This window comes from Streptomyces sp. Ru62 (assembly GCF_002920615.1).
Lineage (GTDB): Bacteria > Actinomycetota > Actinomycetes > Streptomycetales > Streptomycetaceae > Streptomyces.
Map to the genome: position 1 here is coordinate 38013 of NZ_PQSU01000028.1, position 21083 is coordinate 59095.

A 21083-nucleotide genomic window follows, 5' to 3' on the forward strand; every position below is an offset into this window, starting at 1 on the left:
GACGCCGGGGATCGTGGCGGACCGGAGGGGGTGGGGACATGCGAGCACTCAGCGGGCTGTGGCGCTGGCGGCGCAATCCGCTGTGCCGCGCGACCGATCTGGCCGAGGCGTGGGTGGCCCTGGTGGCGCTGCTGCTCATCGTGGTGGCCGTACCCGTGACCGGCTGCCTGGTCGGTGCCGCCGCCCAGGACTCGCTCCAGCGGTCCGTACGGCTGCAGCAGCACACGCGCCATCCGGTCGAGGCCACCGTGGTGCGGGAGCTGGGCGGGGCCCTGCCGGAGGCCGACCCCGACACCACTTCCGCGCGCGAGACCGGCAGCCGGGTGCTCGCCGACTGGACCGCGCCGGACGGCACCCCGCAGCACGGCCCGGTCCTGGCGGACCTCAAGTCCCCGCACCGTGGGGACCACTTCCGGCTGTGGACCGATCCGCACGGCCGAATAACGACCCGCCCGCTGGACTCCGCGACGGCCACGACGCACGCCGTGCTCGCGGGAGTCGGCGCGGCGCTGCTGGCCGCGGCCCTGATCGAGGGCGGGCGCCGTCTGACCGTCTGGCGCCTGGTCCGCCGGCGGTACGCGCGCTGGGACCAGGCCTGGGACCGGGCGGGTCCGGACTGGGGCAAGGCGGGCACCGGGAGCTGACGGCCTTCCGGCTCTGGTCAACTCGGCATCCACGCACGCGCTACGGTGGACCGGCCGAAGCGTATTCGGCGACAACCCGCGGGTGCGTGAACCCCGGGGCGCACAGGTCTCCAGGGGCGCGGACGCACTGACGCCCCGGGGGCCGAGCACGGTCCCGGTCCGGGCACCGGCGGCAGCGCCCCGCGGGCCGCGAGCCATCAGTACGACGAGGTGGGGGCACAGCAACGCCATGGCACAGGGCACGGTCCAGGTGACGCACACCGGTACTTCGCGGTGGCGGCGCCGCACGGGTGAGTACGCTTCGCTCGCCGCCGCCCTGGAGGCCGCCGCCGACGGCGACGTCCTCACCATCGCCCCCGGCACCTACCGGGAGAACCTCGTCGTCCAGCGGGCGGTGACACTCCGCGGGCCCGAGGGCTCGTCCGGCTCGGTGCGGATCGCGCCGGTGGACGGCGTTCCGCTCACCGTGCGGGCCTCGGCCGTCGTGCAGGACCTGCACATCGAGGGGCAGGACGCGGCGGCGCCCGCGCTGCTGGTCGAGGAGGGCACACCCGAGCTGTTGGACGTGCGGATCGTCACGCGGTCCGCCGCCGGCATCGAGGTGCGCGGCGACGCCCGCCCGACCGTTCGCCGGTGCACCGTCGACAACCCGGCCGGCATCGGCATCTCCGTACTCGACGGCGGGGGCGGGGTGTTCGAGGAGTGCGAGGTCGTCGCGGCCGGACAGGCGGGCGTGGCGGTGCGCGGCGGGGCGCATCCCCGGCTGGAGCGCTGCCGGGTGCACCACGCCTCCGGTACCGGGCTGACCGCGACCGGCGAGAACACCTCGGTGGAGGCGGTGGGCTGCGAGATCTACGAGGTGCGCGGCTCCGGGGTGCAGGTCACCCAGCGGGCCACCGCGCACCTGACCGACTGCGAGGTGCACCGCACCACCGCCGACGGCATCACCCTGGACACCGACGCGGTGCTCACGCTCGCCGACTGCCACCTCCACGACATCCCGGAGAACGCGGTCGACCTGCGCTCGCGCTCGGTGCTCACGCTGACCCGTACGACGGTCCGCCGGTTCGGGCGCAACGGCCTGTCGGTGTGGGACCCGGGGACCCGGGTGGACGCCAACCAGTGCGAGATCTTCGACAGCACCGGCGACTACCCGGCGGTGTGGGTGAGCGACGGGGCCACCGCCGTACTGGAATCCTGCCGGGTGCACGACGTGCCGGACGCGCTGTTCGTCCTGGACCGCGGCTCCCGCGCGGACGTCGTCGACAGCGATCTGTCGCAGGTGCGCAACACGGCCGTGTCGGTGAGCGACGGGGCGACCGCGCAGCTGGACGACTGCCGGATCAGGGACGCGGCCACCGGTGCCTGGTTCCGCGACCACGGCAGCGGCGGCACGCTCAACAACTGCGGCCTGGACGGCACCCAGACCGGTGTGATCGTCACCAAGGGCGCCGACCCGACCATCGAGCGGTGCACGGTCGACTCCCCCTCGGAGGCCGGTTTCTACGTCTCCGCGGGCGGCCGGGGCAGCTTCCTGAACTGCCGGGTCACCGGCAGCGGCGGCTACGGCTTCCATGTGATCGACGGCTGCCGTACAACGCTGCGCAGATGCCGGACGGAGCGGTGCGCGCGCGGCGGCTACGAGTTCGCCGACGCGGGCCCGGACGCGGGTCCCGGGACCGGACCGGTCGTGGAGGACTGCACCAGCGACGAGAGCGGCGGTGTCCGGGCGCCCGCGGTCCGGGAGGCGGCCGTGGAGACGGCGGCACAGTCCGCGGGCCTGCTCGGCGCGCTCCCCGGGCAGCGGGCCGCGGAGCAGGCTCCGCCCGTCTCCGTGGCGGAGCCGGAGAAGCCCCAGCGCACGTCGAAGGACGTGCTCGGGGAACTCGACGCGCTGGTCGGCCTGGAGAGCGTCAAACGCGAGGTCCGGGCGCTGACCGACATGATCGAGGTGGGCCGGCGCCGGCAGCGGGCGGGGCTGAAGGCGGCCTCCGTCAAGCGGCATCTGGTCTTCACCGGCTCGCCCGGCACCGGCAAGACCACGGTCGCCCGGCTCTACGGCGAGATCCTCGCCTCGCTGGACGTGCTGGAGAAGGGCCATCTGGTGGAAGTGTCCCGGGTCGACCTGGTCGGTGAGCACATCGGCTCCACGGCGATCCGCACCCAGGAGGCCTTCGAGCGGGCGCGCGGTGGTGTGCTGTTCATCGACGAGGCGTACGCGCTGTCCCCGGAGGACGCCGGGCGGGACTTCGGCAAGGAGGCCATCGACACGCTGGTGAAGCTGATGGAGGACCACCGGGACGCGGTGGTGGTGATCGTCGCCGGGTACACCGCGGAGATGGAGCGCTTCCTGTCCGTCAACCCGGGCGTGGCCTCCCGCTTCTCCCGCACCATCACCTTCGGCGACTACGGTCCCGAGGAACTGCTGCGGATCGTGGAACAGCAGGCGGACGAGCACGAGTACCGGCTGGCGCCGGGCGCGTCCGAGGCGCTGCTGAAGTACTTCACGGCGATCCCGAAGGGCCCGGCGTTCGGCAACGGCCGCACCGCCCGGCAGACCTTCGAGGCGATGGTGGAGCGCCACGCGAGCCGCGTCGCCCAGCTGCCCGACCCGACCACCGACGACCTGACCCTGCTCTACGCGGAGGACCTGCCGGATCTGCCCTGAGCCGTCCCGTGGGCCGGTCGGGGCAGGCCCGTCGACCACGTCACACCGAGGGTCCGGCGGTCCCGGTCCGAGGCCCCGGCTCGGGGCGCTGGCCCGGCAGCTCCGGGTGCAGACGGGTCAGCAGGCGGGCCCGTTCGCGGGTGAAGGCGGGGTCCGTCTGGTAGTCGGAGTGGCCGAGGATCGGGGCCGGCAGCGGGTGGTCCGGGGTGCGGCCGTAGGCGAGGGGGTCCCGCAGGGGCTCGTGGTCCACGTCCGGGGAGGTGTCGTCGGGGACGCGGACGGGGCCGCCGATGGGATCGGTGCGCCGGTAGAGGTTGCGCCAGCAGTCGATCTCGTGGTGCAGGGCGGCCAGGGACGGCGGGCCGAAGTGGGCCGGGAACCAGCGGCCGTACAGGCGCTCCAGTGGTGAGCCGTAGGTGAGCAGGGCGACCCGCCCGCGTACGGAGGGCGGTGACTGCCAGGCCGCCGCGGCGGCGAGGACGCTGCCCTGGGAGTGGCCGGACAGCACCAGCCGGCCTCCGCTGCGCCGGGTCCAGGTGGCCATGCGCCAGGTCAGGTCGGGCACCGCGCGCTCGGCGTAGCAGGGCGGTGCGAAGGGGTGGGCGGCGCGCGGCCAGAAGGTGCCGACGTCCCAGAGGATGCCGATGGTGCGCCGGGCCGAGGCGTCCTTGTAGGCCCGCCTGCCCCAGGTCACGAACAGCAGGAAGCCGAGGCCGACCAGCCAGGAACCCAGCGCCTGCGAGGTCTCGGCCACGGCCTGGACGAGGTGGTGGGTGCGGTGGGCAGCCCCGTCGGGCGTCTTCCTCGTGGCCAGGGCCCCGGCCAGCGCCACGGAGCCCAGGACCAGGGTGGTGGCGGTGAGTACGGCGACGACGAGCGGCGCCCGGTCGGTGAGGGTGGCCATGGCCCGCGCGTGGGCGATGGCGCGGGTGCGGGCCGGGTCCTCGGGCTCGCCGGGGTGCTCGCGGCGGACCCGCTCCCGTTCGGCTCGGGCGAGCCGGGCGGTGTGCAGGGCGAGCCCGGCGACCAGGAGCAGCAGGACCGCGAGGAGCGGCGGGATGACGGACGCCTGCCAGGTCAGCAGGACGGGCGGGCCGGTGAGCAGGGCGCGGGTGCCGTCCAGCCAGTCGGCGACGCGCTGGGCGACCCCGCCGGAGATCACGCCGCCCAGCGCGCAGGCGAGCAGGGCGACCGCGGGACCGCCGAGGCCGCGCATCGCGGCGCGCGGGTCGGGGCGGCGCCGGTGCAGGTACCCGGCCACGGCGGCGAGGGCGACGACGAGCAGGCCCTGGGCCAGCATGAGGGCGCCGAAGGAGGGGTCACCGGGCAGCCGGCCGGTGGACCGCCAGCCGGGCCGGGACCAGCCGGCGTACACCAGCCCGAGCAGCAGCAGGGCAAGCGCGGCGAGCGGCAGGCAGCGTACGAGGTGCCGGTCGAGCCGCTGGTCGAGCCGTCTCTCGCTGCGGCCCCGGCGGCAGACCACCACGACCACCGCCGCCCCGCAGACGACCAGCGCGGCCGCCAGCCCCAGGCCGAGGACGTCCAGGACCACGGGGCCGCCGGGTCGGTGGTCGAAGCGGGCCGCCGGGGTGGTGACGGCGGCGGCCACCGTGAGCAGACCGGCCGCGGTGTGCGCCGCGCGCAGCCGGGCGACCAGACGGCGCCCGTACCAGAACCCGGGCCGGGCCAGCGCACTGCCGTGGGCGGCGGGCTCGACGCCATCACTGTCCGACTCCGGCCGGCCCCTGCCCGGCACGGGCCCACCGCCGGCCGGCTCCCGTCGGCCCCGGCCCGGCTCCGATTCCCCGCCGGTCGAGACCGGCCCACCACTGCCGGACTCCGCACTGCCGCCGGCCGGCTCCGGTCCGCCCCCGTCGGGCTGCGATCCCCCGCCGGCCAGGGCCGGCCCACCACTGCCCGACTCGGCTCCGCCGCTTCCCTGCACCGGTCCACCGTTGGCCAAGGCGGGTTCCTCGCCGGGCGGCCAAGACCCGCCGCCGGCCGACTCCTGGTCGTCACCGGTCGGGCCCGGGGTGGAGGACAGCGGTCGGTGGGACTCGTAGGCGCGCCAGGTGCGGCGGGAGAGGTACCACAGCAGGCCGGTCAGCATGACCGGCAGTGTCGCCGCGAGGGCCAGTCGGCGGCCGGGGGCGCTCCACCAACCGCCGACGGCGGGTGACAGGAAGCCCAGCCAGGAGTGGCGCCGGACGCAGGACTGCACGCCCGCGCACTGCCAGGCGACCAGGTCGAGCGCCACCTCGCAGGCGGCTGCCACCAGCAGCACGGTCAGGGTGAGGGCCGACAGACGCACCAGGAGGCCGTAGAGCCGGACGACACGTGGTCGGCCGGGTGCGGCGGGGCGCATCCAGTGGGCGAGGTTCACCACCATGAACGGCAGCAGCAACAGCCACAGGGCGCGGCTGCCGTCGCCGGAGGTCAGGTTGCACCAGACGTACGCCTCCCGGACCGGTCCGCTCCGGGGCTCCCGCCCGCGCCCTCTCCCCGCCCCTGCCCCGGCGCCCCCGCCGTCCGGGGCGGCCTCGGTGTCCTCGGCGCGCCGGAAGACGGCGGCCGTGTCGTCGCCGGTGACCCGGACCGTGCGCGGGTCGCCGAGCATCTTCTCCGGCGTGGTCCCGCCGACCCCGTGCACCAGCAGTTCCAGCTCGGTCTCCGGTGGCTCCCCGGGCCGGCCCACGTACGTCCCGGCGGGACGCTGCTCCCGCTGTCCCGCCCGGCGCTCCTGCGCGCTTCCCACTGTTCTGACACTTCCCCCGTGACGCCTGACGCCTGTGTCGTGCGCGCTTCAGGATCGCCGGTCCGGCGGTCGCGTACACCTCTCGTCACGGAATCTCCCCGAACCGTGTGACGGCGGACGGGTCGCGACGCGGTGGCGCAACCGGTGCCGACCCGTGAAAAGATGGGACGCCCGCGCACTGCCGGACAGAGGGAACTTCCTGGTCGGAGCCGGTGCACCGGGCGTGTCGGACGGATGGCGGCGAAAGGACCGGAGCGTACGTGAGCGAGAATCAGAACCTCCTCGCGGAGCAGCGCCGCGCCCTGATCGTGGACGAGGTCCGGCGCCGGGGCGGGGTACGGGTCAACGAACTGACCCGCAAGCTCGGTGTCTCGGACATGACCGTGCGCCGCGATCTGGACGCGCTCGCCCGCCAGGGCGTGCTGGAGAAGGTGCACGGCGGCGCGGTGCCGGTGGTCGAGGCGAGCACGCACGAGCCGGGGTTCGAGGCGAAGTCGGGGCTGGAGCTGACCGCCAAGGAGGACATCGCGCGCGCCGCGGCCCGCCTGGTCAGCCCGGGGGCGGCGATCGCGCTGTCCGGTGGTACGACGACGTACGCGCTCGCGCAGCATCTGCTGGAGGTGCCCGACCTGACCGTGGTGACGAACTCGGTGCGGGTCGCGGACGTCTTCCACTCGGCGCAGCGGACCTCGGGGCAGCGGCAGGGGGCGGCGACGGTGGTGCTGACCGGCGGGGTGCGCACCCCGTCGGACTCGCTGGTGGGGCCGGTGGCCGACCAGGCGATCGCCGCGCTCCACTTCGATCTGCTCTTCCTCGGGGTGCACGGCATATCGGTGGAGGCCGGCCTGTCCACGCCGAACCTCGCGGAGGCCGAGACCAACCGGCGGCTGGTGCATTCCGCACGCCGGGTCGTGGTGGTCGCCGACCACACCAAGTGGGGTGTGGTGGGCCTGAGTTCGTTCGCCGCGCTGGAGCAGGTGGACACGCTGGTGACCGACGCCGGTCTGCCCGCCGAGGCGCGCGCGGAGATCTCCGAGCATCTGCGGGTGCTGGTGGCGGGCGAGCCCGGCGACGAGGACGGCACTGACATCTGATAGCCCGTCAGCTAGGGTGACGATGCTCGGTTGACGATGTGCGTCAACCGTCTGCGGGAGTGTCACGAGGGGGTTTCGTCCATGGCTCGTCGTCTGCGCCCGGTGGATCCCGGCTTCATCGGGACCGCGCCCGTACGCCTGGTCTTCGCACGGAACATCTCCGCCTCGCCCGAGCGGGTCTACCGTGCGCTCGCCGAGGACGTGCCCGGCTGGGCCGAGTGGTTCTCGGCGGTGACGCTCGCCCGGGCCACCGACGGCGGCTCCGGGCGGGAGATCCGGCTGTGGGGCGGGGGGCGGTTCGCGGAGACGGTGCTCGTCGCGAAGGCGCCCGAGGTGTACGCCTACCGCGTGGACCGCACCAACGCGCCCGGGGCCCGCGCCCTGGCCGAGGAGTGGCGCCTCACGCCTCGGGGCAGCGGGACGCGTGTGCAGTGGACCTTCGCCGCCGATGGGACGGCGCCGTTCCGGTTCGTCCTCACGCTGGCCCGCGCGGGCCTGGGGCGCGCCTTCCGTGACGCGGTGACGTCCCTGGACGGGTACGTGTCCCGGCGATGATCAGCCGCCGTGGGCGTGGTGCGCCTCGGACACGACCGCTGCCATCAGTTCCGCGTCCAGCGCCGATACGTCGGCCAGACGGGAGGCGGCCGAAAGGGAGTTGAGCAGGGTCTTGGTGACGCGCAGCGCGGCCGGGGGGCGGCGCACGACGGGCCGGGCCCAGGCGTCGACGGCCGCGTCCAGCTCGTGAGCCGGGACCACCTTCTGCAGGATGGACAGGGAGTGGGCTTCCGCCGCGGTGAACGCCCGGCCGGTGAGGACGAGTTCGCGGACGCGGGCGGCGCCGACCTCGTTGATCAGGCGGGGCAGCAGGCCGCCCCAGGCGGTGGGGAGTCCGAGGGCGAGTTCGGGCAGCCGGAAGCTCGCGTCCTCGGAGCCGACCCGCAGGTCGCAGGCGAGCGCCAGGGCCATGCCCGCCCCGATGGCCTTGCCGTGGACGCGGGCGATGGTGACGGCCGGGTTGCCGGTCAGGGCGTCGCAGACGCGCCGCGCCTTGGTGCCCGACACGCGGATGCCGCCGGCGGTGGGGTCGGCGGCGAGGTGCCGGGCGAACTCGCCGCGGTCCCCGCCGAGGCTGAAGTCGGCGCCGCTCCCGGTGAGGACGAGCACGCGGACCGCCGGGTCCTGGTCCTGGAGAACGGCCAGGAGGTCGTCCAGCAGGGCGTCGGTGACGGTGTTGCCGTGCTCGGGGGTGTTCAGCTCGATGGTGAGGACCGGGCCCTCCCGGTGGGTCCGCAGGGTCTGCCGTACGGGGCCGGCCGGGAGAGCCGTGAGGGGGAGGGCGGTCATGTCGTCGCTTTCGGGGGAGTCATGTCGTCGCTTCGGGGCGAGTCGGGTGGTCGCTTTCGGGCAGGTCGTCTCGTCAGGTGCGGACAGGCCGCCTCCAGGGGGTCACGTCGTCACCGTGAGGGAGGTGACGCGCCGGAAGACCATCCGGCTCGCGTATGTCGGGCCGGCGGTCGGCCGCAGGGTGGGGAATCGTTCCAGCAGTTCGCTGAGCAGCAGGCGGGCCTCCAGCCGGGCCAGGGCCATGCCGAGGCAGTAGTGGGCCCCGCCGCCGAAGGTGAGGTGGGCGCCCTTGCGGCGGACGTCGAACACGTGCGGGTTCTCGTTGCGCCGCGGGTCGTGGTTGGCGGCGCCGTAGAGGACGTGGACGGTGGTGTCCCTGGCGACGGGTACGCCGGCGAGGACGGTGTCGTCGGCGGCGTACCGGGAGTTGAGATGGATGGGCGGGTCGTAGCGCAGCACCTCGTCGATCGCGTCGTCGAGGTGTTCGGGGTGCCGACGCAGCCAGTCGGCCCGGGCCGGGTCCCGGGTGAGGAACCACACGGCGTTGGTCAGCAGGGTGGCGGTGGTCTCCAGCGACGCGATGGTGATGAACATCGTCAGGTCGTAGAGCGTCTGGTCCGCCGCCGCGCGGTCGTCGGGGTACTGGGCGTCCCAGTAGCGGATCCAGTCGGAGAGGACATCGTTGCCAAGGCGGCGGCGCCGGTGGGCGATCAGGCGGGTGAAGAAGTCCCGCATCTCCAGGGTGGCCTGGGCGGAGACGGCCAGTTCGCTCTTTGTGGGCAGGAGTTCCTGGGCGTGGACCTGGCGGTGGGTGAAGTCCAGGATCCGCGGGTAGTGCTCGGCCGGGATGGCGAGCCACTGGCCGACGGTGTGGATCGGGAGCCGGTCGCCGACCGTGTCGACGAAGTCGGCCTCGCCGTGGGCGCGCAGCTGTAAGTCGAGGCGGTCCAGGAGCCGGGTGACGTGACCCGCGATCCGGGGTCGCATGGTCTCCAGGGTGCCGCGGTCGAAGAGGTTGCCCAGGGCACGCCGCTGGAAGGTGTGCACGGGCGGATTGAGGCGGGAGAGGGTCCGTGTCATCTCCCGCGTCGCCGGCTCGCGCCAGCGCGTCGGGTCGGGCTGGCGCTCCTGCCAGTCGAAGTCGGGGACGAGCCAGTTCCTGCCGCGCAGGACCTGGCTGCACGCGTCGAATCCGGTCACGAAGTACCCGCCCCAGGGCGCGGGCACCACATCGCCCAGTGCGCGCAGTTCTTCCCAGACGGGGAGGGGGTCGGCCAGTCCCTCGCCGGACCTCAGGCGGCGAAGGAGAGGGATGACGACTCGGCGGTCGGGGGTGGTACCGCGTATGACGCCAACGGCGGTCACGCAGAGCTCCTCTGTGGCTGGGCGCTACCGTTACCGCCGGAACCTACCCTTCCCCTCTCCTCCGTCATGCGCCTGACAGTGTTGCTCCTGTCACATGCCGCACATCAGACCCGGAAAATGTCCAGGAAACTGCTCCAGAATCCCTTCTTCCTGGCCGGCTCCTGACGGCCGGCGGAAGCGGCGGAGGCCGCAACCGTGGGCAGCGGCTGCTCCGCCGCGGCGGGGCCGGTCCGGTTCTGGAGGGCGGAGACCATGCGGGTGGCCGGGGTCGGGCTGAAGGCCACGGGCAGCGCGACCAGGGCCCGGTGGAACGGCCCCGGGCGCCATTCCAGCTCCTTCTCGGGAACGGCCAGCGTGAGGTCGGGCAGGGCGTTGAGGATCTTCTCGATCGCGGTGACGGCGATGACCTGCGCCGGGTCCTTGGCCGGGCACGCGTGCGGACCGGCTCCCCAGGCCAGGTGGGCGCCCTTGCTGTGCTTGTGGCGGGCCTCGGCGAGCGCCGGATCGCTGTTGGCCGCGGCGAAGCTGATGACGACCGGAGTGTTGGCCTCGGCCACCACTCCCCCGAGGTCCACGTCCTGCACCGGGTAGTGGGTGGCGTAGTTGGCGATGGGCGTCTGGTTCCACAGCACGTCGTCGATCGCCTCCTCCACCAGCAGCCCGGAGTCGCGCCCGCTCGTGTCGGGCGACAGCAGCAGGAGCAGGGCATTGCCGATGAGGTTGCGCTCGGGTTCCACGCCGGCGCCCATCAGCATGACGAGCTGGTCCTTGAGTTCCTCGTCGGTGAGCCCGGCGGGGTGCTGGATCAGCCAGGAGGTGACGTCGTCGCCGGGCCGGCGGCGCTTGAGGGCGATCAGCTCCATCAGGCAGGTGGTGAGTTCCTCGTTGGCGCGCAGGGCGTCCTTGCCGTCGAAGATCGCCGACATGGCGCTGGTGAGGGTGTCACCGATGTCCGCCGGGCAGCCGAAGAGCTTGTTGAACAGCAGCAGCGGCAGCAGCTTGGCGTAGTCGTTGAGGAGGTCGGCCCGGCCCCGCTCGCTGAACTGGTCGATGAGGTAGTCGGCGATGGGCTCGACGTCACGGCGGATGCGGGTGATGTTGAGCCGGGCCAGGCTGTCCGTGACGGCCTTGCGCAGCCGCAGGTGCACGGCACCGTCGGTGAACAGGCAGTTGGGCCGGTAGGCCATCATCGGCAGCACCGGGCTGTCCAGCCCGATACGCCCTTCGTTGAGGGCCTTCCACCGGCGGGCGTCCCGGGCGAAGAGCGTGGAGTTCTGCAGCACGCGCAGCGCCATCTCGTGGCCGACGACCAGGGTCGCGTCGACGCCGGGGGCGAGTTCGACCGGTCCGGCCGGACCGTGGGCGCGCAGCCGGTCGTAGACCTGGTGCGGGTCGGCGGCGAACGCGGCGTCGTGCATGGGGCATCTGGCGCCGGCGGGGGCGGGGGCTGACTGTCGGTCCATGAGGTTCCTTCTGCTGGCTCCGGGCCGAGGGTCCGGGCGGATGGTTCCGGGCCGGGGCCGGGGAGGTCGGGGCCGGGCGCCGGGGGACGGTGCCGGGCCGGGGTCCGGCGCAGGGTCCGGGCCCGGGGCCCGGGCGGGGGGTCCGGGCCGGGGGTCGGGGGGATGGAAGGGTCAGGCGGCTGCGGACGGTCGGGTCAGGCGGCTCGGGCGAGCAGGTGACGCACGAGCGCGATCAGCGCGTGGGCGGAGGACTGCCGGTCGCGCGCGTCGCAGTAGACGACGGGGGTGTCGGGCAACAGATCCAGGGCCTCGCGCACCTCCGCCTCCTCGTACACCGTGCCCGTCTCGAAGCTGTTGACCGCGATGGCGTACTCCAGGCCGTACCGCTCGACGAGGTCGATGACGGGGAACGTCTCCTCCAGCCGGGCCGGGTCGACCAGGAGCAGCGCCCCCAGCGCGCCGCGGGCCATGTCCTCCCACAGCTGCATGAAGCGCTGCTGTCCGGGGGTGCCGAACAGGTACAGCACGAGGTCGTCGCTGAGCGTGAGCCGGCCGAAGTCCAGGGCCACGGTGGTGGTGGTCTTGTCGGCCACGCCCCTGAGGTCGTCCACGTGCAGCGACGCCTGCGTCATCTTCTCCTCGGTGCGCAGCGGGGTGATCTCCGACAGGGAGCCGATGAAGGTCGTCTTGCCCACGGCGAAATGCCCGACGACCAGGATCTTGGCAGCGTTGGTCACCGCGCTGGAGACATAGATGGAGCCGGGGGCCGTCTCAGCCGATGAGGGATTGGAGTCCATTCAGAACCTTTTCCAGGGTCGCTCTGTCAACGTTCTGAGCCCGGGGCGGCTCGGCGCGGCGCAGGAGGTGTCCCTGCTCGAATAAATCGGTCAGCAGCAGCCGGGCCACCCCCACCGGCAGTCCCAGGTGGCCGGCCACTTCGGCGACCGACAGGTAGCCGCCCGCGCACAGCTTCCAGATCGCCATCACCTCGGGACCGGCTCCCAGCGGGGGTGTCCGGTCGGGAGCCAGGGTGACCAGGGTGTGCAGCGCCAGGTCGTCCGAGTCCGGCAGCGTCCGGCCGCCGGTGATGACGTAGGAGCGGACGAAGTCGCTGGTGACGGAGGCTTCCTCGTCGGGGGTCGTCATGCGCCGGCACCGTTGTCCGAGCGGGGCGCCACACTCATCGCCTTGCTCAGGCCCGTGACGGTCTTCTGCATGCGGAACGACATGGCCTCCATGTCGACGTCCAGCGCGGCGGAGACGGCGAGGTAGGAGCCCTGGCCGGCGGCGATCAGGAAGATCCAGCCGCCGTCGTACTCCAGCAGCGTCTGCTTCCAGATCCCGTGTCCCGCTCCCACGAACCCCGCGACGGCCCGGCTCAGCGACTGCATGGAGCTCATCGCGGCGGCGTTCGTCTCGGCGTCGTCCCGCCCGATGTCGTCCGAGCGCTGCAGCAGCAGGCCGTCGCCCGAGACGAGGATCGCGTGCCGGGCTCCGCGTACCTCAAGCACGTCGTTCAGCACCCAGGACAGGTCGATGTTCACTTGTTGTCAGGTCCTTCCGTGGTGTTCGTGGTGCGCCCGAGCTGTGTTCCGCGCGCGAACGCCCCGAGCCGTGACGCCGTCACCTCGCTGGCGGGTTCGGGCGCGCCCTCCTGACCGGTGGTGGCGTCGAGTGCCGGGACCACCGTGACGGGGCCGCCGCGTCGCCGGCGTTTGGGCAGACCTCCCGAGGTCGTCCCCACCACGTGGGTGGGGCCCACGACCGGGACCGGCGCCAGCCGCTGGGGGGCCGCCTCCGGGCCCGTGGCGTCCTGGGCGTCGGCCGCGGGGGCGGGCGCGTCGGCCGCGAGGAGACTTTCGGGCACACGAATCACTGCACGCACTCCGCCGTAGGGGGACACGGAACCGACGGAGACGGCGAAGCCGTAGCGGGCGGCGAGCATGCCGCACACGGCGAAGCCGAACCGCGGCGGATCGCCGAGACCGGTGATGTCGACCGGACCGTCGACCGACAGCAGGGCCGCCGCCCGGTCCTTGGTCTCCTGGTCCATGCCGAGTCCGGCGTCGTCGACGATGAAGCACACACCGGTCGGCACGGTCTGGATGTTGACCTCGACCGGAGTGCCGGGCGCGCTGTAGTTCGTCGCATTGTCCAGCAGCTCGGCCAGCACGACGGCCACCGGCTCGACCGCCTTGCCGACGAGGGAGACGTTCACCTGCGAGTGGACGCTGACCCGGTTGAAGTCCTTGATCCGGCCCTGGGCGCTGCGCGCGACGTCGTAGACCGTGGCGGCGCCCTCCCGCCGGCCCAGCCAGCCGCCGCACAGCACGGAGATGCCCTTGGCGCGGCGGCCGAACTGGCTGCCGGTGTGGTCGACCGTCATCAGGTCGGCCAGGACCTCGGTGGTGTCGCCGTACTTCTTGAGCAGGCCGTCGAGGAGTACCTGCTGCTCCTCGGCGAGCGACTGGAGCGTTCCCATCGCGGACTTGAGCACCGCCTTGGTCCCCGCCTCCGCGTCCGCCCGGACGTCCGCGAGGTCGCGCTGGTGCTGGGCGGTCAGCGTGGCGATGTGCGCGTGGAGCTCTCCGACATCGCCGCGGGCCTCGCCGAGTCCCGCTTCCAGTTCCTTCTTCGTTCTTCGGAGCGCCATGTTGGTTCTCCGGGCCCGCATCACTGCGACGACCGCAGCGATGAGCACCACCAGCAAGATCCACAACAGTGGATCCTGAGTCAATGACGTCATGAGACTCTCTTCAAGTCGCATCGCGCCGGGAGCGTGAACAGCGCGACGGTGCCTTCGAGACTGTCCCCCAGACGCGTTCATGACACGCCGTCAGTCCACTGAAAAGTGGGATGATCTTATCAGCCGCTTAGGCGCAACCGGCTTGCTGAGGGCCTCAATTGAGACGTCACCAAACCCACACAACCCCGCAACCCGCCTGTCGCGCGGGAGCTGCCCGAGCAGGGGGACGGGCTCAGTCCGGCCACACGCCGGTGGCCAGGAACGTGTCGACCGCGGCGGTGTACGGCGTGATGTCCAGCCCCTGCTGTGCGAGCCACGCGTCCGAGTAGTACTTGTCCAGGTACCGGTCGCCCGGGTCGCACAGCAGCGTGACGACGCTGCCCGTACGCCCCTCGGCCACCATCTCGGCGACGATCTTCAGCGCACTCCACAGACCGGTGCCCGTGGAGCCGCCCGCCTTCCGGCCGATGGCCGCTTCCAGGGCCCGTACGGCGGCGACACTGGCCGCGTCCGGGACCTTCATCATCCGGTCGATCGCGCCGGGCACGAAGCTCGGCTCCATGCGCGGCCGGCCGATGCCCTCGATCCGGGAGCCGCAGTCGCAGGTGACGTCCGGGTCGCCGGCCGTCCAGCCCTCGAAGAAGCAGGAGTTGTCCGGGTCGGCGACGCAGATACGGGTGTCGTACTGCATGTAGTGGACGTAGCGCGCGAGGGTCGCGGAGGTGCCGCCGGTGCCCGCCGTGGCGACGATCCAGGCGGGCTCCGGGAACCGCTCCCACTGCAACTGCCGGAAGATCGACTCGGCGATGTTGTTGTTGCCGCGCCAGTCCGTCGCGCGTTCGGCGTAGGTGAACTGGTCCATGTAGTGGCCGCCGGTCTCCACCGCGAGGCGGGCCGACTCCTCGTACATCTTCCGGGAGTCGTCCACGAAGTGGCACCGTCCGCCGTGGAACTCGATCAGGCGGATCTTCTCCGCGCTCGTCGTGCGCGGCATGACCGCGATGAAGGGCACGCCGATCAGCTTCGCGAAGTAGGCCTCGGAGACCGCGGTCGAGCCGCTCGACGCCTCGATCACCGGGCGGTCCGGGCGGATCCAGCCGTTGCAGAGGCCGTAGAGGAACAGGGAACGGGCGAGCCGGTGCTTGAGACTGCCGGTGGGATGGGTGGATTCGTCCTTGAGGTAGAGGTCGATACCCCACCGCTCGGGCAGCGGGAAGCGCAGCAGGTGCGTGTCCGCCGATCGGTTCGCGTCGGCCTGAACCTTGCGGACGGCCTCTTTCAGCCAGCCGCGGTAGGCGGGATCACTGCGGTCGACGTCGAGGGTGGCGCCGGTGCTGATCTGGGGAGGGGTGCTCACGGCGGGGCTCCTTACGCTGCTCGCCGACGGCGCCTCGCGCGGGCCGGCAGATCGAGCATAGGCACCTTTCCCACCGCTTCCCACCTGCATAAACGCATCTTTGAGCCACCCAAAGGCGCGCTGGGGCACGGACGTGCGAGCCGATGGGGGGCGCACGGACGCCAGTGCTTCGGGCGACTGTCGCACGCGCCCCGCGCGCACTGGTGCTCCACGCCGAGCCGGGGCAGACTGCACGCGACGGGACGACCGTCCCGGACGGAAGCGCACCAGGGAACCACGGGAACACCGCGAGGGGGCGGCCAGACATGGCGGAACCGGAGTTCACGGCCACAGGCGTGCGCATCGGCAAACGCCTGCGTTCGCTCACCCGGGCCGGCCAGGTCCGGATCAGCGACGGCAGGCTGCAGTTGCTCACCAGTTACGGCAGCGAGATAGACAGCGCGCCGGTGCAGGCGGTGCGCGCGTCCAAGCCGTGGTTCGTACCGGACGACCGGGCGCTCGCCGACGTCAACGGCACGCGGTACCTGCTGACGATGGGCGCGCGCGATCCCGCGCCGGGCCGGCCGGGGCCGCCCGCGGCACGGCGGTTCGTCGAGGCGGTCCGCCGGGCGGCGGGGCGCGGCGGCTGAGGAGGCGCCGGCCGCGGACGCCGGCCGGCGGTCGGTGGCGCGCCCTGAGCAGCGGTCGGCCGCACACGCTGACCGGCGGTCGGTCATCCATGCTGAACGGCGGTCGGTCACACACGCCGAGCGGCGGTCGGTCGCGGCGAGTTGCGGGAGCGCATCCGCTGCGCCACGCTGGTCTCACGTCACTCTGGGTTTACCGGCGATAACGCTGCGAACCAGCCCGCCGGCCACGACAGCAGGCGGACGTTTGGACGCAAGCACCCTGCTGGATCCGTTGTTCTCCGTGTTCTTCCGGTTCCTCCGGACCTCACATCGGGGAGTCGCAGCCGTGATCAGTCACCCAAGCAGGCACTGCACGGTGGAGCTCCAAGCCCTGCCGTCGCGGATCGGCCAGGTCCGCAGAATCGTATCTGCGCAGTTGCGCTACTGGCATATGGACCCGTTGATAGACCGGGCCGCACTCGGTGTGACGGAGTTGCTGAGCAACGTCCACCGGCACGCCCGGCCCGACAAGTCGTGCACCGTCGAGCTGGAACTGCTGCCGGACCGGCTCACGGTCTCGGTGCGCGACCACGATCCGCGTCTTCCGGTGCCGGCCGACGCCACGGAGGCGACGGGCACCACTCCGCTGGCCACCTGTGGGCGAGGCCTGGCCATGGTGGCCGCGGTCAGCGAGAGCTGGGGCGCCCGGCCGGACGGCGAGGACGGCAAGGTCGTCTGGTTCACCCTCCCGGCCCCGGCAACGGCCCGCAGCCATCCGTCGGGGTCGCCGCGGAGGGCGGTATGGGCCGCGCCGACACCGGCTGTCCCCACGAGGGCGGTCGCACCGACACAGGCGGCTGTCCCGGGGGAGGCGGTTCTCCCGACCGAGGCGCCTGTCCCGGCGGGGGCGGTTCTCCCGGCGGGGCCGACCGGCTCGGGGCCGTGCGTGGCTCCGGCAGCCCCGGTACCGGCGAGCGCCACGCCCCTGACAAGTCCCGCGCCCCCGCCCCTCCGCCGTACCGCACCCGCCGGAAGCGCGGCGCCCGTCGCCGCCACGGCCACGGCGCCGGTCGGGGCGCCCCCACCCGCCGCCGGGTCCGCCCCCACCCCGACCGAAACGGCCCCACCCGCCCGGTCAGCCGTGCCTTCCTGACCCGCTGAGGTTCCCTTCCGGCCACTGCGTCGCCCAGCCCACGGGTAGCCTCCCGGCCCACCACACCTCCGGCCGCGGCCGGGAGCACCGGACCGTCAGGAGTCCGCCACCCCACCCCTCGGGGGACACGGCACCAGTGCGGGCCGCCCCTGAAGAGGCGGCCCGCTTCGGTGCCCCCGCGACCGCGATGCCCTCCCCCGCGCCATGGCCGGACAGGCCGAGCCGGCACCCGAGGACAACGCGGCGCCTCGGCCCTGGCAGAGAGCCCCTCGACAAGGAACGGGGAGCCCAGGGCCTCCTCGCCGTCCTCCGCCGCGCCCGTGGTCGAGGAGCCCGGCCCTGTCGGCCCCCGGGGGGAACCGGGCCCGGCCGACGAACGCGGGCCCGCCGGGGAAACCAGGCCCGACCGAAGAGCGCGACCCCGCTCAAAGCCGGGTCCGGCCGAGGAACGCGGTCCCTCCAGGCACCCAGTCTCGGCCACGGCCCGTGCCGCGGTGGCCGTGCTCAGACCGCGCCGCCCTTTCCTGTGCCGCCGAACTGCTCCTCCAGGACGGACAGACGGCGCCAGTACTCGTCCTCGTCGATCTCGCCGGAGGCGAAGCGGCGGCCGAGGACCGCGAGCGGTGAGTCGCCCGCCGGGCGTCCCGCGTCCACCGGCCGCCAGGGGCCGCCGCGCCCGCGCCGGGCGGTGCGGCGCAGCACGGTGACGGCGCCGGTCACGACGGCCGCCCAGATCAGCGGGACGAACAGGATCCACGGGCCGGGTCCGCCGCCGTCCCAGTGCGCCAAGGTCTGCATCTCGGGTCTCTCCCTCGTCGGTCCGGGTCTTCGGTGATGTCCGAAGGCTCCCTCCGGCAGGGGGCCGGGGTCGTCGTGCGGCCGACGGCAGTGCGCGTACCTCGCGGGGAGTACGGCCGTGGCGCCGCGCTGCTCCCGGAGCGGGTGGCGGACTGTAACTACTAGTATGTACAGTGAGCGTGTGAACACCTCGGAACGACTGATCGAGTCCACCCGCGAGCTGCTGTGGGAGCGCGGGTACGTGGGCACCAGCCCCAAGGCGATCCTGGAGCGCGCCGGGGCCGGCCAGGGCAGCATGTACCACCACTTCAAGGGCAAGCCGGACCTCGCCCTGGCGGCCATCCGCCGCACCGCCGACGAACTGCGGGCCACCGCCGAGGCCGTGCTGGGCGGGCCGGGCACGCCGTACGAGCGCATCGAGGCGTATCTGCTGCGCGAGCGTGATGTGCTGCGGGGCTGTCCGGTCGGCCGGCTGACCATGGACCCGGACGTGATCGCGAGCGAGGAGCTGCGCGCGCCGGTCGACGCGACGATCGCCGCCATCCGGGAGCGGATCGCCGGGATCGTCGAAGAGGGCAAACAGCAGGGGCAGTTCGCGCCCGGCCTGGACGGCGGGGAGATCGCCGCGGCCGTCCTGGCGACCGTGCAGGGCGGCTACGTCCTCGCCCGCGCGTCCGGCTCGCCGGCCGCCTTCGACGCGGGCGTGCGCGGTCTGCTCTCCCTGCTGGCACCTCCGACTCCCGGACCGGGGAACTGAGTCACGTGCACATCACCGGACGACGTCCCGACACCCGGCGGGGCCCGGCGGAGAACGTCACCGGCACGGTCTGGCCGGCCGAGACGGCCGCCCCGCCGGCCCCGTCCCGGCTGCGCGTGCACCACGTCCGCTTCCCGCCCGGCGCGCAACCGGCCTGGCACCGGCATCCGCACGGACAGGTGCTGCCGTCCTGGAGGTCGAGGGGCCGGCGCGGCACAGGGGCGGCGAGGTGCAGGAACCGGGCGACACGGTGGGGATCGAGCCGGACGAACGGCACTGGCACGGTGCCGGGCCCCGCACCTTCATGACCCACCTGGCGGTGGTGGCCGCCGCGGACGGCACGACGACCGGGCACGCGCACGTGACCGACCACCCCGCCCGAGCAGTGGCCGACTCCCCCGCCTGAGAAGGGAATTCCGAGATGCACGCCATGCAGTACGAGTTCACCCTGCCCGCCGACTACGACATGGGCATCATCCGCTCCCGGGTCGCCCGCGTCGGCCATCTGCTGGACGACTGGGACGGCCTCGGCGTCAAGACGTACGTGATGCGCGAACGCGGTGTGAACGGCTCGCCGGTGAACCAGTACGGTCCGTTCTACCTCTGGAACACCCTGGAGGGCATGAACAGCTTCCTGTGGGGCGGCGCCTTCCAGGGGCCCGTCGACGACTTCGGACGGCCCGCGGTGCGGCAGTGGACCGGTCTGGCCTTCGAGGAGGGCACCGCCGCCGCGCCGGCGTTCGCCGTGCGCCGGCGCCAACCGGTGCCGGACGGTGTGCGCTTGGCGCCCTTCATGGCGGACGCGGCGGCCGAGACCGAGCGGCTGGCGACGCGGGACGGCGCGGTGCTCGCGGCGGCGGCCGTGGACACCCACGCCTGGGAGCTGGTGCACTTCTCCCTCTGGGAGCACGAGGCGCCCGAGGCCGAGGGGGACGTCTTCGAGGTGCTGCACCTGTCCGCACCCGGCCGGGACCGGCTCCCGCGCGGACGGCAGTGGTGACCCGCGTCCGTACGGTCCTCGGTGACATCCCGCCCGAGGAGCTGGGCGTGTGCGACGCGCACGACCATCTCTTCCTGCGCAGCCCGCGGTTGCCGGGTCAGGAGCTGGACGACCTCTGCGCCGCGCGGTCCGAGCTGACGGCCTTCCGCGCGGCGGGCGGGGCGGCCGTCGCGCAGTGGACGCCGTACGGCATGGGACGGCGGGCGGCGGACCTGCCGGAGCTGTCCCGCGCGACCGGGGTGCGGATCGTCTGCGCCACCGGACTGCACCAAGCGGCGCACTACGACCCCGAGTCGCTCGCCCGGCTGCGCGGCGGCCGGCTCGCCGACCTGTTCGTCTCCGAACTGACCGAGGGGATCGGCACGACCGGTGTGCGGGCCGGTTTCATCAAGGTGGCGGGCGGTTTCCACGGGCTCGACGCGCATGCCCGCCGCACCATGGCGGCGGCGGCCGAGGCGCACCACGCCACCGGCGCCACCATCGCCGTACACCTGGAGCTGGGCACCGGCGCCCTGGACGTGCTGGACCTGCTGTGCGGGGAGTGGGACGTGCCGGGTGATCGGGTGATCCTGGGGCACCTGAACCGGTCGCCCGACCCGGTGACGCACCGGCAGGCCGCCGCGTCGGGCTGCTGGCTGGCCTTCGACGGCCCGTCCCGCGCCCACCACGCCACCGACTGGCGGATGCCGGAGGCCGTACGGGCCCTGGCGGAGGCCGGGTTCGGGAACCGGCTGCTGCTCGGCGGCGACACGGTGACCGCCGGGGCCCGCTCGGTCGACGGCGGGCCGGGGATGCCGTACCTGCTGCGCCGGGTACGGCAGCGGCTGGTCCAGGCGGTGGGGGCGGAGCTGGTGGACCGCGTCCTCACGGAGCACCCGGGGCGAGCGTTCGGGGTTGACTGGACCTGAGCGGGCCGTGGCCCGATCCCGTGGATCCCTGTCCCTCCGGACGGTTTCGCCGCCGGCCGTGGCCGGGAGGATGGGAGCCGACGGAGCACGAGAGTCACCGATCACCGACCACCGACCGCTGTCCGAAGGGACGGGAGAGCATGGGCCTGGAGATGCGCGCCCGCTGCGAGCGCTGTGAGACCACCGCGCTGCCACCGGACGGTCCGGCCCGTATCTGCTCGTACGAGTGCACGTTCTGCGAGGCGTGCGGAGCGGCCCTGGGTCAGGTCTGCCCCAACTGTGGCGGCGAACTCGTGCCGAGGCCGCGCCGCGCGCCCGCGGCCACGGCCGCCGTGGCACGCGCCGGCGCCATCGGGGTGGGCGAGACCGGCCGGGCCCTCGTGCACGGCCTGAGCGACGGTGCCGGTGAGCGCGCTGACGGAC

Annotated in this window: 18 protein-coding genes and 3 pseudogenes; 11 read left to right on the forward strand and 10 right to left on the reverse strand. The window is 73.4% G+C overall.

What is annotated here, in order from left to right; genetic code table 11:
* Positions 1–38 precede the first annotated feature (38 nt).
* Positions 39–644, forward strand: coding sequence for a hypothetical protein (locus C3492_RS32055; protein WP_103816151.1), 606 nt, complete (start codon positions 39–41; stop codon positions 642–644).
* Between the two features lie 229 nt (positions 645–873).
* Complete coding sequence (locus tag C3492_RS32060) at positions 874–3312, forward strand: right-handed parallel beta-helix repeat-containing protein (RefSeq protein ID WP_181140661.1); 2439 nt, start codon at positions 874–876, stop codon at positions 3310–3312.
* Positions 3313–3352: 40 nt separating this feature from the next.
* Here C3492_RS32060 and C3492_RS32065 read toward each other — a convergent pair whose 3' ends face one another.
* Positions 3353–6067, reverse strand: a complete 2715-nt coding sequence (locus C3492_RS32065; protein WP_374938398.1) for a hypothetical protein — start codon at positions 6065–6067, stop codon at positions 3353–3355.
* Positions 6068–6327: 260 nt separating this feature from the next.
* Here C3492_RS32065 and C3492_RS32070 point away from each other — a divergent pair, with 260 nt between their 5' ends.
* Together C3492_RS32070 and C3492_RS32075 are read left to right on the forward strand one after the other, a co-directional pair.
* Positions 6328–7161, forward strand: coding sequence for a DeoR/GlpR family DNA-binding transcription regulator (locus tag C3492_RS32070; protein ID WP_103816152.1), 834 nt, complete (start codon positions 6328–6330; stop codon positions 7159–7161).
* 81 nt (positions 7162–7242) lie between these two features.
* Positions 7243–7716: an SRPBCC family protein gene (locus tag C3492_RS32075; RefSeq protein ID WP_103816153.1), complete on the forward strand. Its 474-nt coding sequence runs from the start codon at positions 7243–7245 to the stop codon at positions 7714–7716.
* Here the strand turns inward: C3492_RS32075 and C3492_RS32080 are convergent, their stop codons facing one another.
* From C3492_RS32080 to C3492_RS32115, 8 genes are all read right to left on the reverse strand, one after another.
* Positions 7717–8505 (reverse strand): enoyl-CoA hydratase/isomerase family protein, encoded by a 789-nt coding sequence (locus C3492_RS32080; protein ID WP_103816154.1) that lies wholly within the window; start codon positions 8503–8505, stop codon positions 7717–7719.
* A gap of 102 nt (positions 8506–8607) precedes the next feature.
* On the reverse strand, positions 8608–9870 hold the full coding sequence (locus C3492_RS32085) for a cytochrome P450 (protein ID WP_181140662.1): 1263 nt from the start codon (positions 9868–9870) through the stop codon (positions 8608–8610).
* A gap of 104 nt (positions 9871–9974) precedes the next feature.
* On the reverse strand, positions 9975–11333 hold the full coding sequence (locus C3492_RS32090; RefSeq protein ID WP_374938399.1) for a cytochrome P450: 1359 nt from the start codon (positions 11331–11333) through the stop codon (positions 9975–9977).
* A 194-nt stretch (positions 11334–11527) separates the two neighbouring features.
* A complete protein-coding gene (locus C3492_RS32095) occupies positions 11528–12130 on the reverse strand; it encodes an ATP/GTP-binding protein (RefSeq protein WP_103816155.1) in 603 nt (200 codons plus the stop codon).
* Positions 12105–12479: a DUF742 domain-containing protein gene (locus C3492_RS32100; RefSeq protein ID WP_030651941.1), complete on the reverse strand. Its 375-nt coding sequence runs from the start codon at positions 12477–12479 to the stop codon at positions 12105–12107. The genes C3492_RS32095 and C3492_RS32100 overlap by 26 nt, the downstream gene beginning before the upstream one ends.
* Positions 12476–12877, reverse strand: a complete 402-nt coding sequence (locus C3492_RS32105; protein ID WP_014671109.1) for a roadblock/LC7 domain-containing protein — start codon at positions 12875–12877, stop codon at positions 12476–12478. Before C3492_RS32105 ends, C3492_RS32100 begins: the two co-directional genes overlap by 4 nt.
* Positions 12874–14079 carry an ATP-binding protein gene (locus tag C3492_RS32110; RefSeq protein ID WP_181140663.1) on the reverse strand — a complete coding sequence of 402 codons (1206 nt, stop codon included), beginning with the start codon at positions 14077–14079 and terminating at the stop codon, positions 12874–12876. The genes C3492_RS32105 and C3492_RS32110 overlap by 4 nt, the downstream gene beginning before the upstream one ends.
* Before the next feature lie 232 nt (positions 14080–14311).
* Complete coding sequence (locus tag C3492_RS32115; protein WP_103816156.1) at positions 14312–15436, reverse strand: PLP-dependent cysteine synthase family protein; 1125 nt, start codon at positions 15434–15436, stop codon at positions 14312–14314.
* Between the two features lie 305 nt (positions 15437–15741).
* On the opposite strand from C3492_RS32115, the gene C3492_RS32120 reads away from it, so the two are divergent.
* Together C3492_RS32120 and C3492_RS46180 are read left to right on the forward strand one after the other, a co-directional pair.
* Positions 15742–16065, forward strand: coding sequence for a hypothetical protein (locus C3492_RS32120; protein ID WP_103816157.1), 324 nt, complete (start codon positions 15742–15744; stop codon positions 16063–16065).
* A 325-nt stretch (positions 16066–16390) separates the two neighbouring features.
* Positions 16391–16822: pseudogene (locus C3492_RS46180) on the forward strand (ATP-binding protein); the annotation flags it as partial.
* Positions 16823–17701: 879 nt separating this feature from the next.
* Here the strand turns inward: C3492_RS46180 and C3492_RS32130 are convergent.
* On the reverse strand, positions 17702–17995 hold the full coding sequence (locus C3492_RS32130; RefSeq protein ID WP_103816158.1) for an SHOCT domain-containing protein: 294 nt from the start codon (positions 17993–17995) through the stop codon (positions 17702–17704).
* Between the two features lie 166 nt (positions 17996–18161).
* On the opposite strand from C3492_RS32130, the gene C3492_RS32135 reads away from it, so the two are divergent.
* From C3492_RS32135 to C3492_RS46190, 5 genes and pseudogenes are all read left to right on the forward strand, one after another.
* A complete protein-coding gene (locus C3492_RS32135) occupies positions 18162–18752 on the forward strand; it encodes a TetR/AcrR family transcriptional regulator (RefSeq protein ID WP_181140664.1) in 591 nt (196 codons plus the stop codon).
* A 5-nt stretch (positions 18753–18757) separates the two neighbouring features.
* Positions 18758–19158, forward strand: a pseudogene (locus C3492_RS32140) (cupin domain-containing protein).
* A gap of 15 nt (positions 19159–19173) precedes the next feature.
* The gene (locus C3492_RS32145) at positions 19174–19752 is read left to right on the forward strand and encodes a DUF4865 family protein (RefSeq protein WP_103816160.1); all 579 of its coding nucleotides are present in this window, start codon (positions 19174–19176) and stop codon (positions 19750–19752) included.
* The gene (locus C3492_RS32150) at positions 19749–20660 is read left to right on the forward strand and encodes a phosphotriesterase (RefSeq protein ID WP_103816231.1); all 912 of its coding nucleotides are present in this window, start codon (positions 19749–19751) and stop codon (positions 20658–20660) included. Before C3492_RS32145 ends, C3492_RS32150 begins: the two co-directional genes overlap by 4 nt.
* 140 nt (positions 20661–20800) lie before the next feature.
* A pseudogene (locus tag C3492_RS46190) lies at positions 20801–20983 on the forward strand (DUF1272 domain-containing protein); the annotation flags it as partial.
* Positions 20984–21083 lie beyond the last annotated feature (100 nt).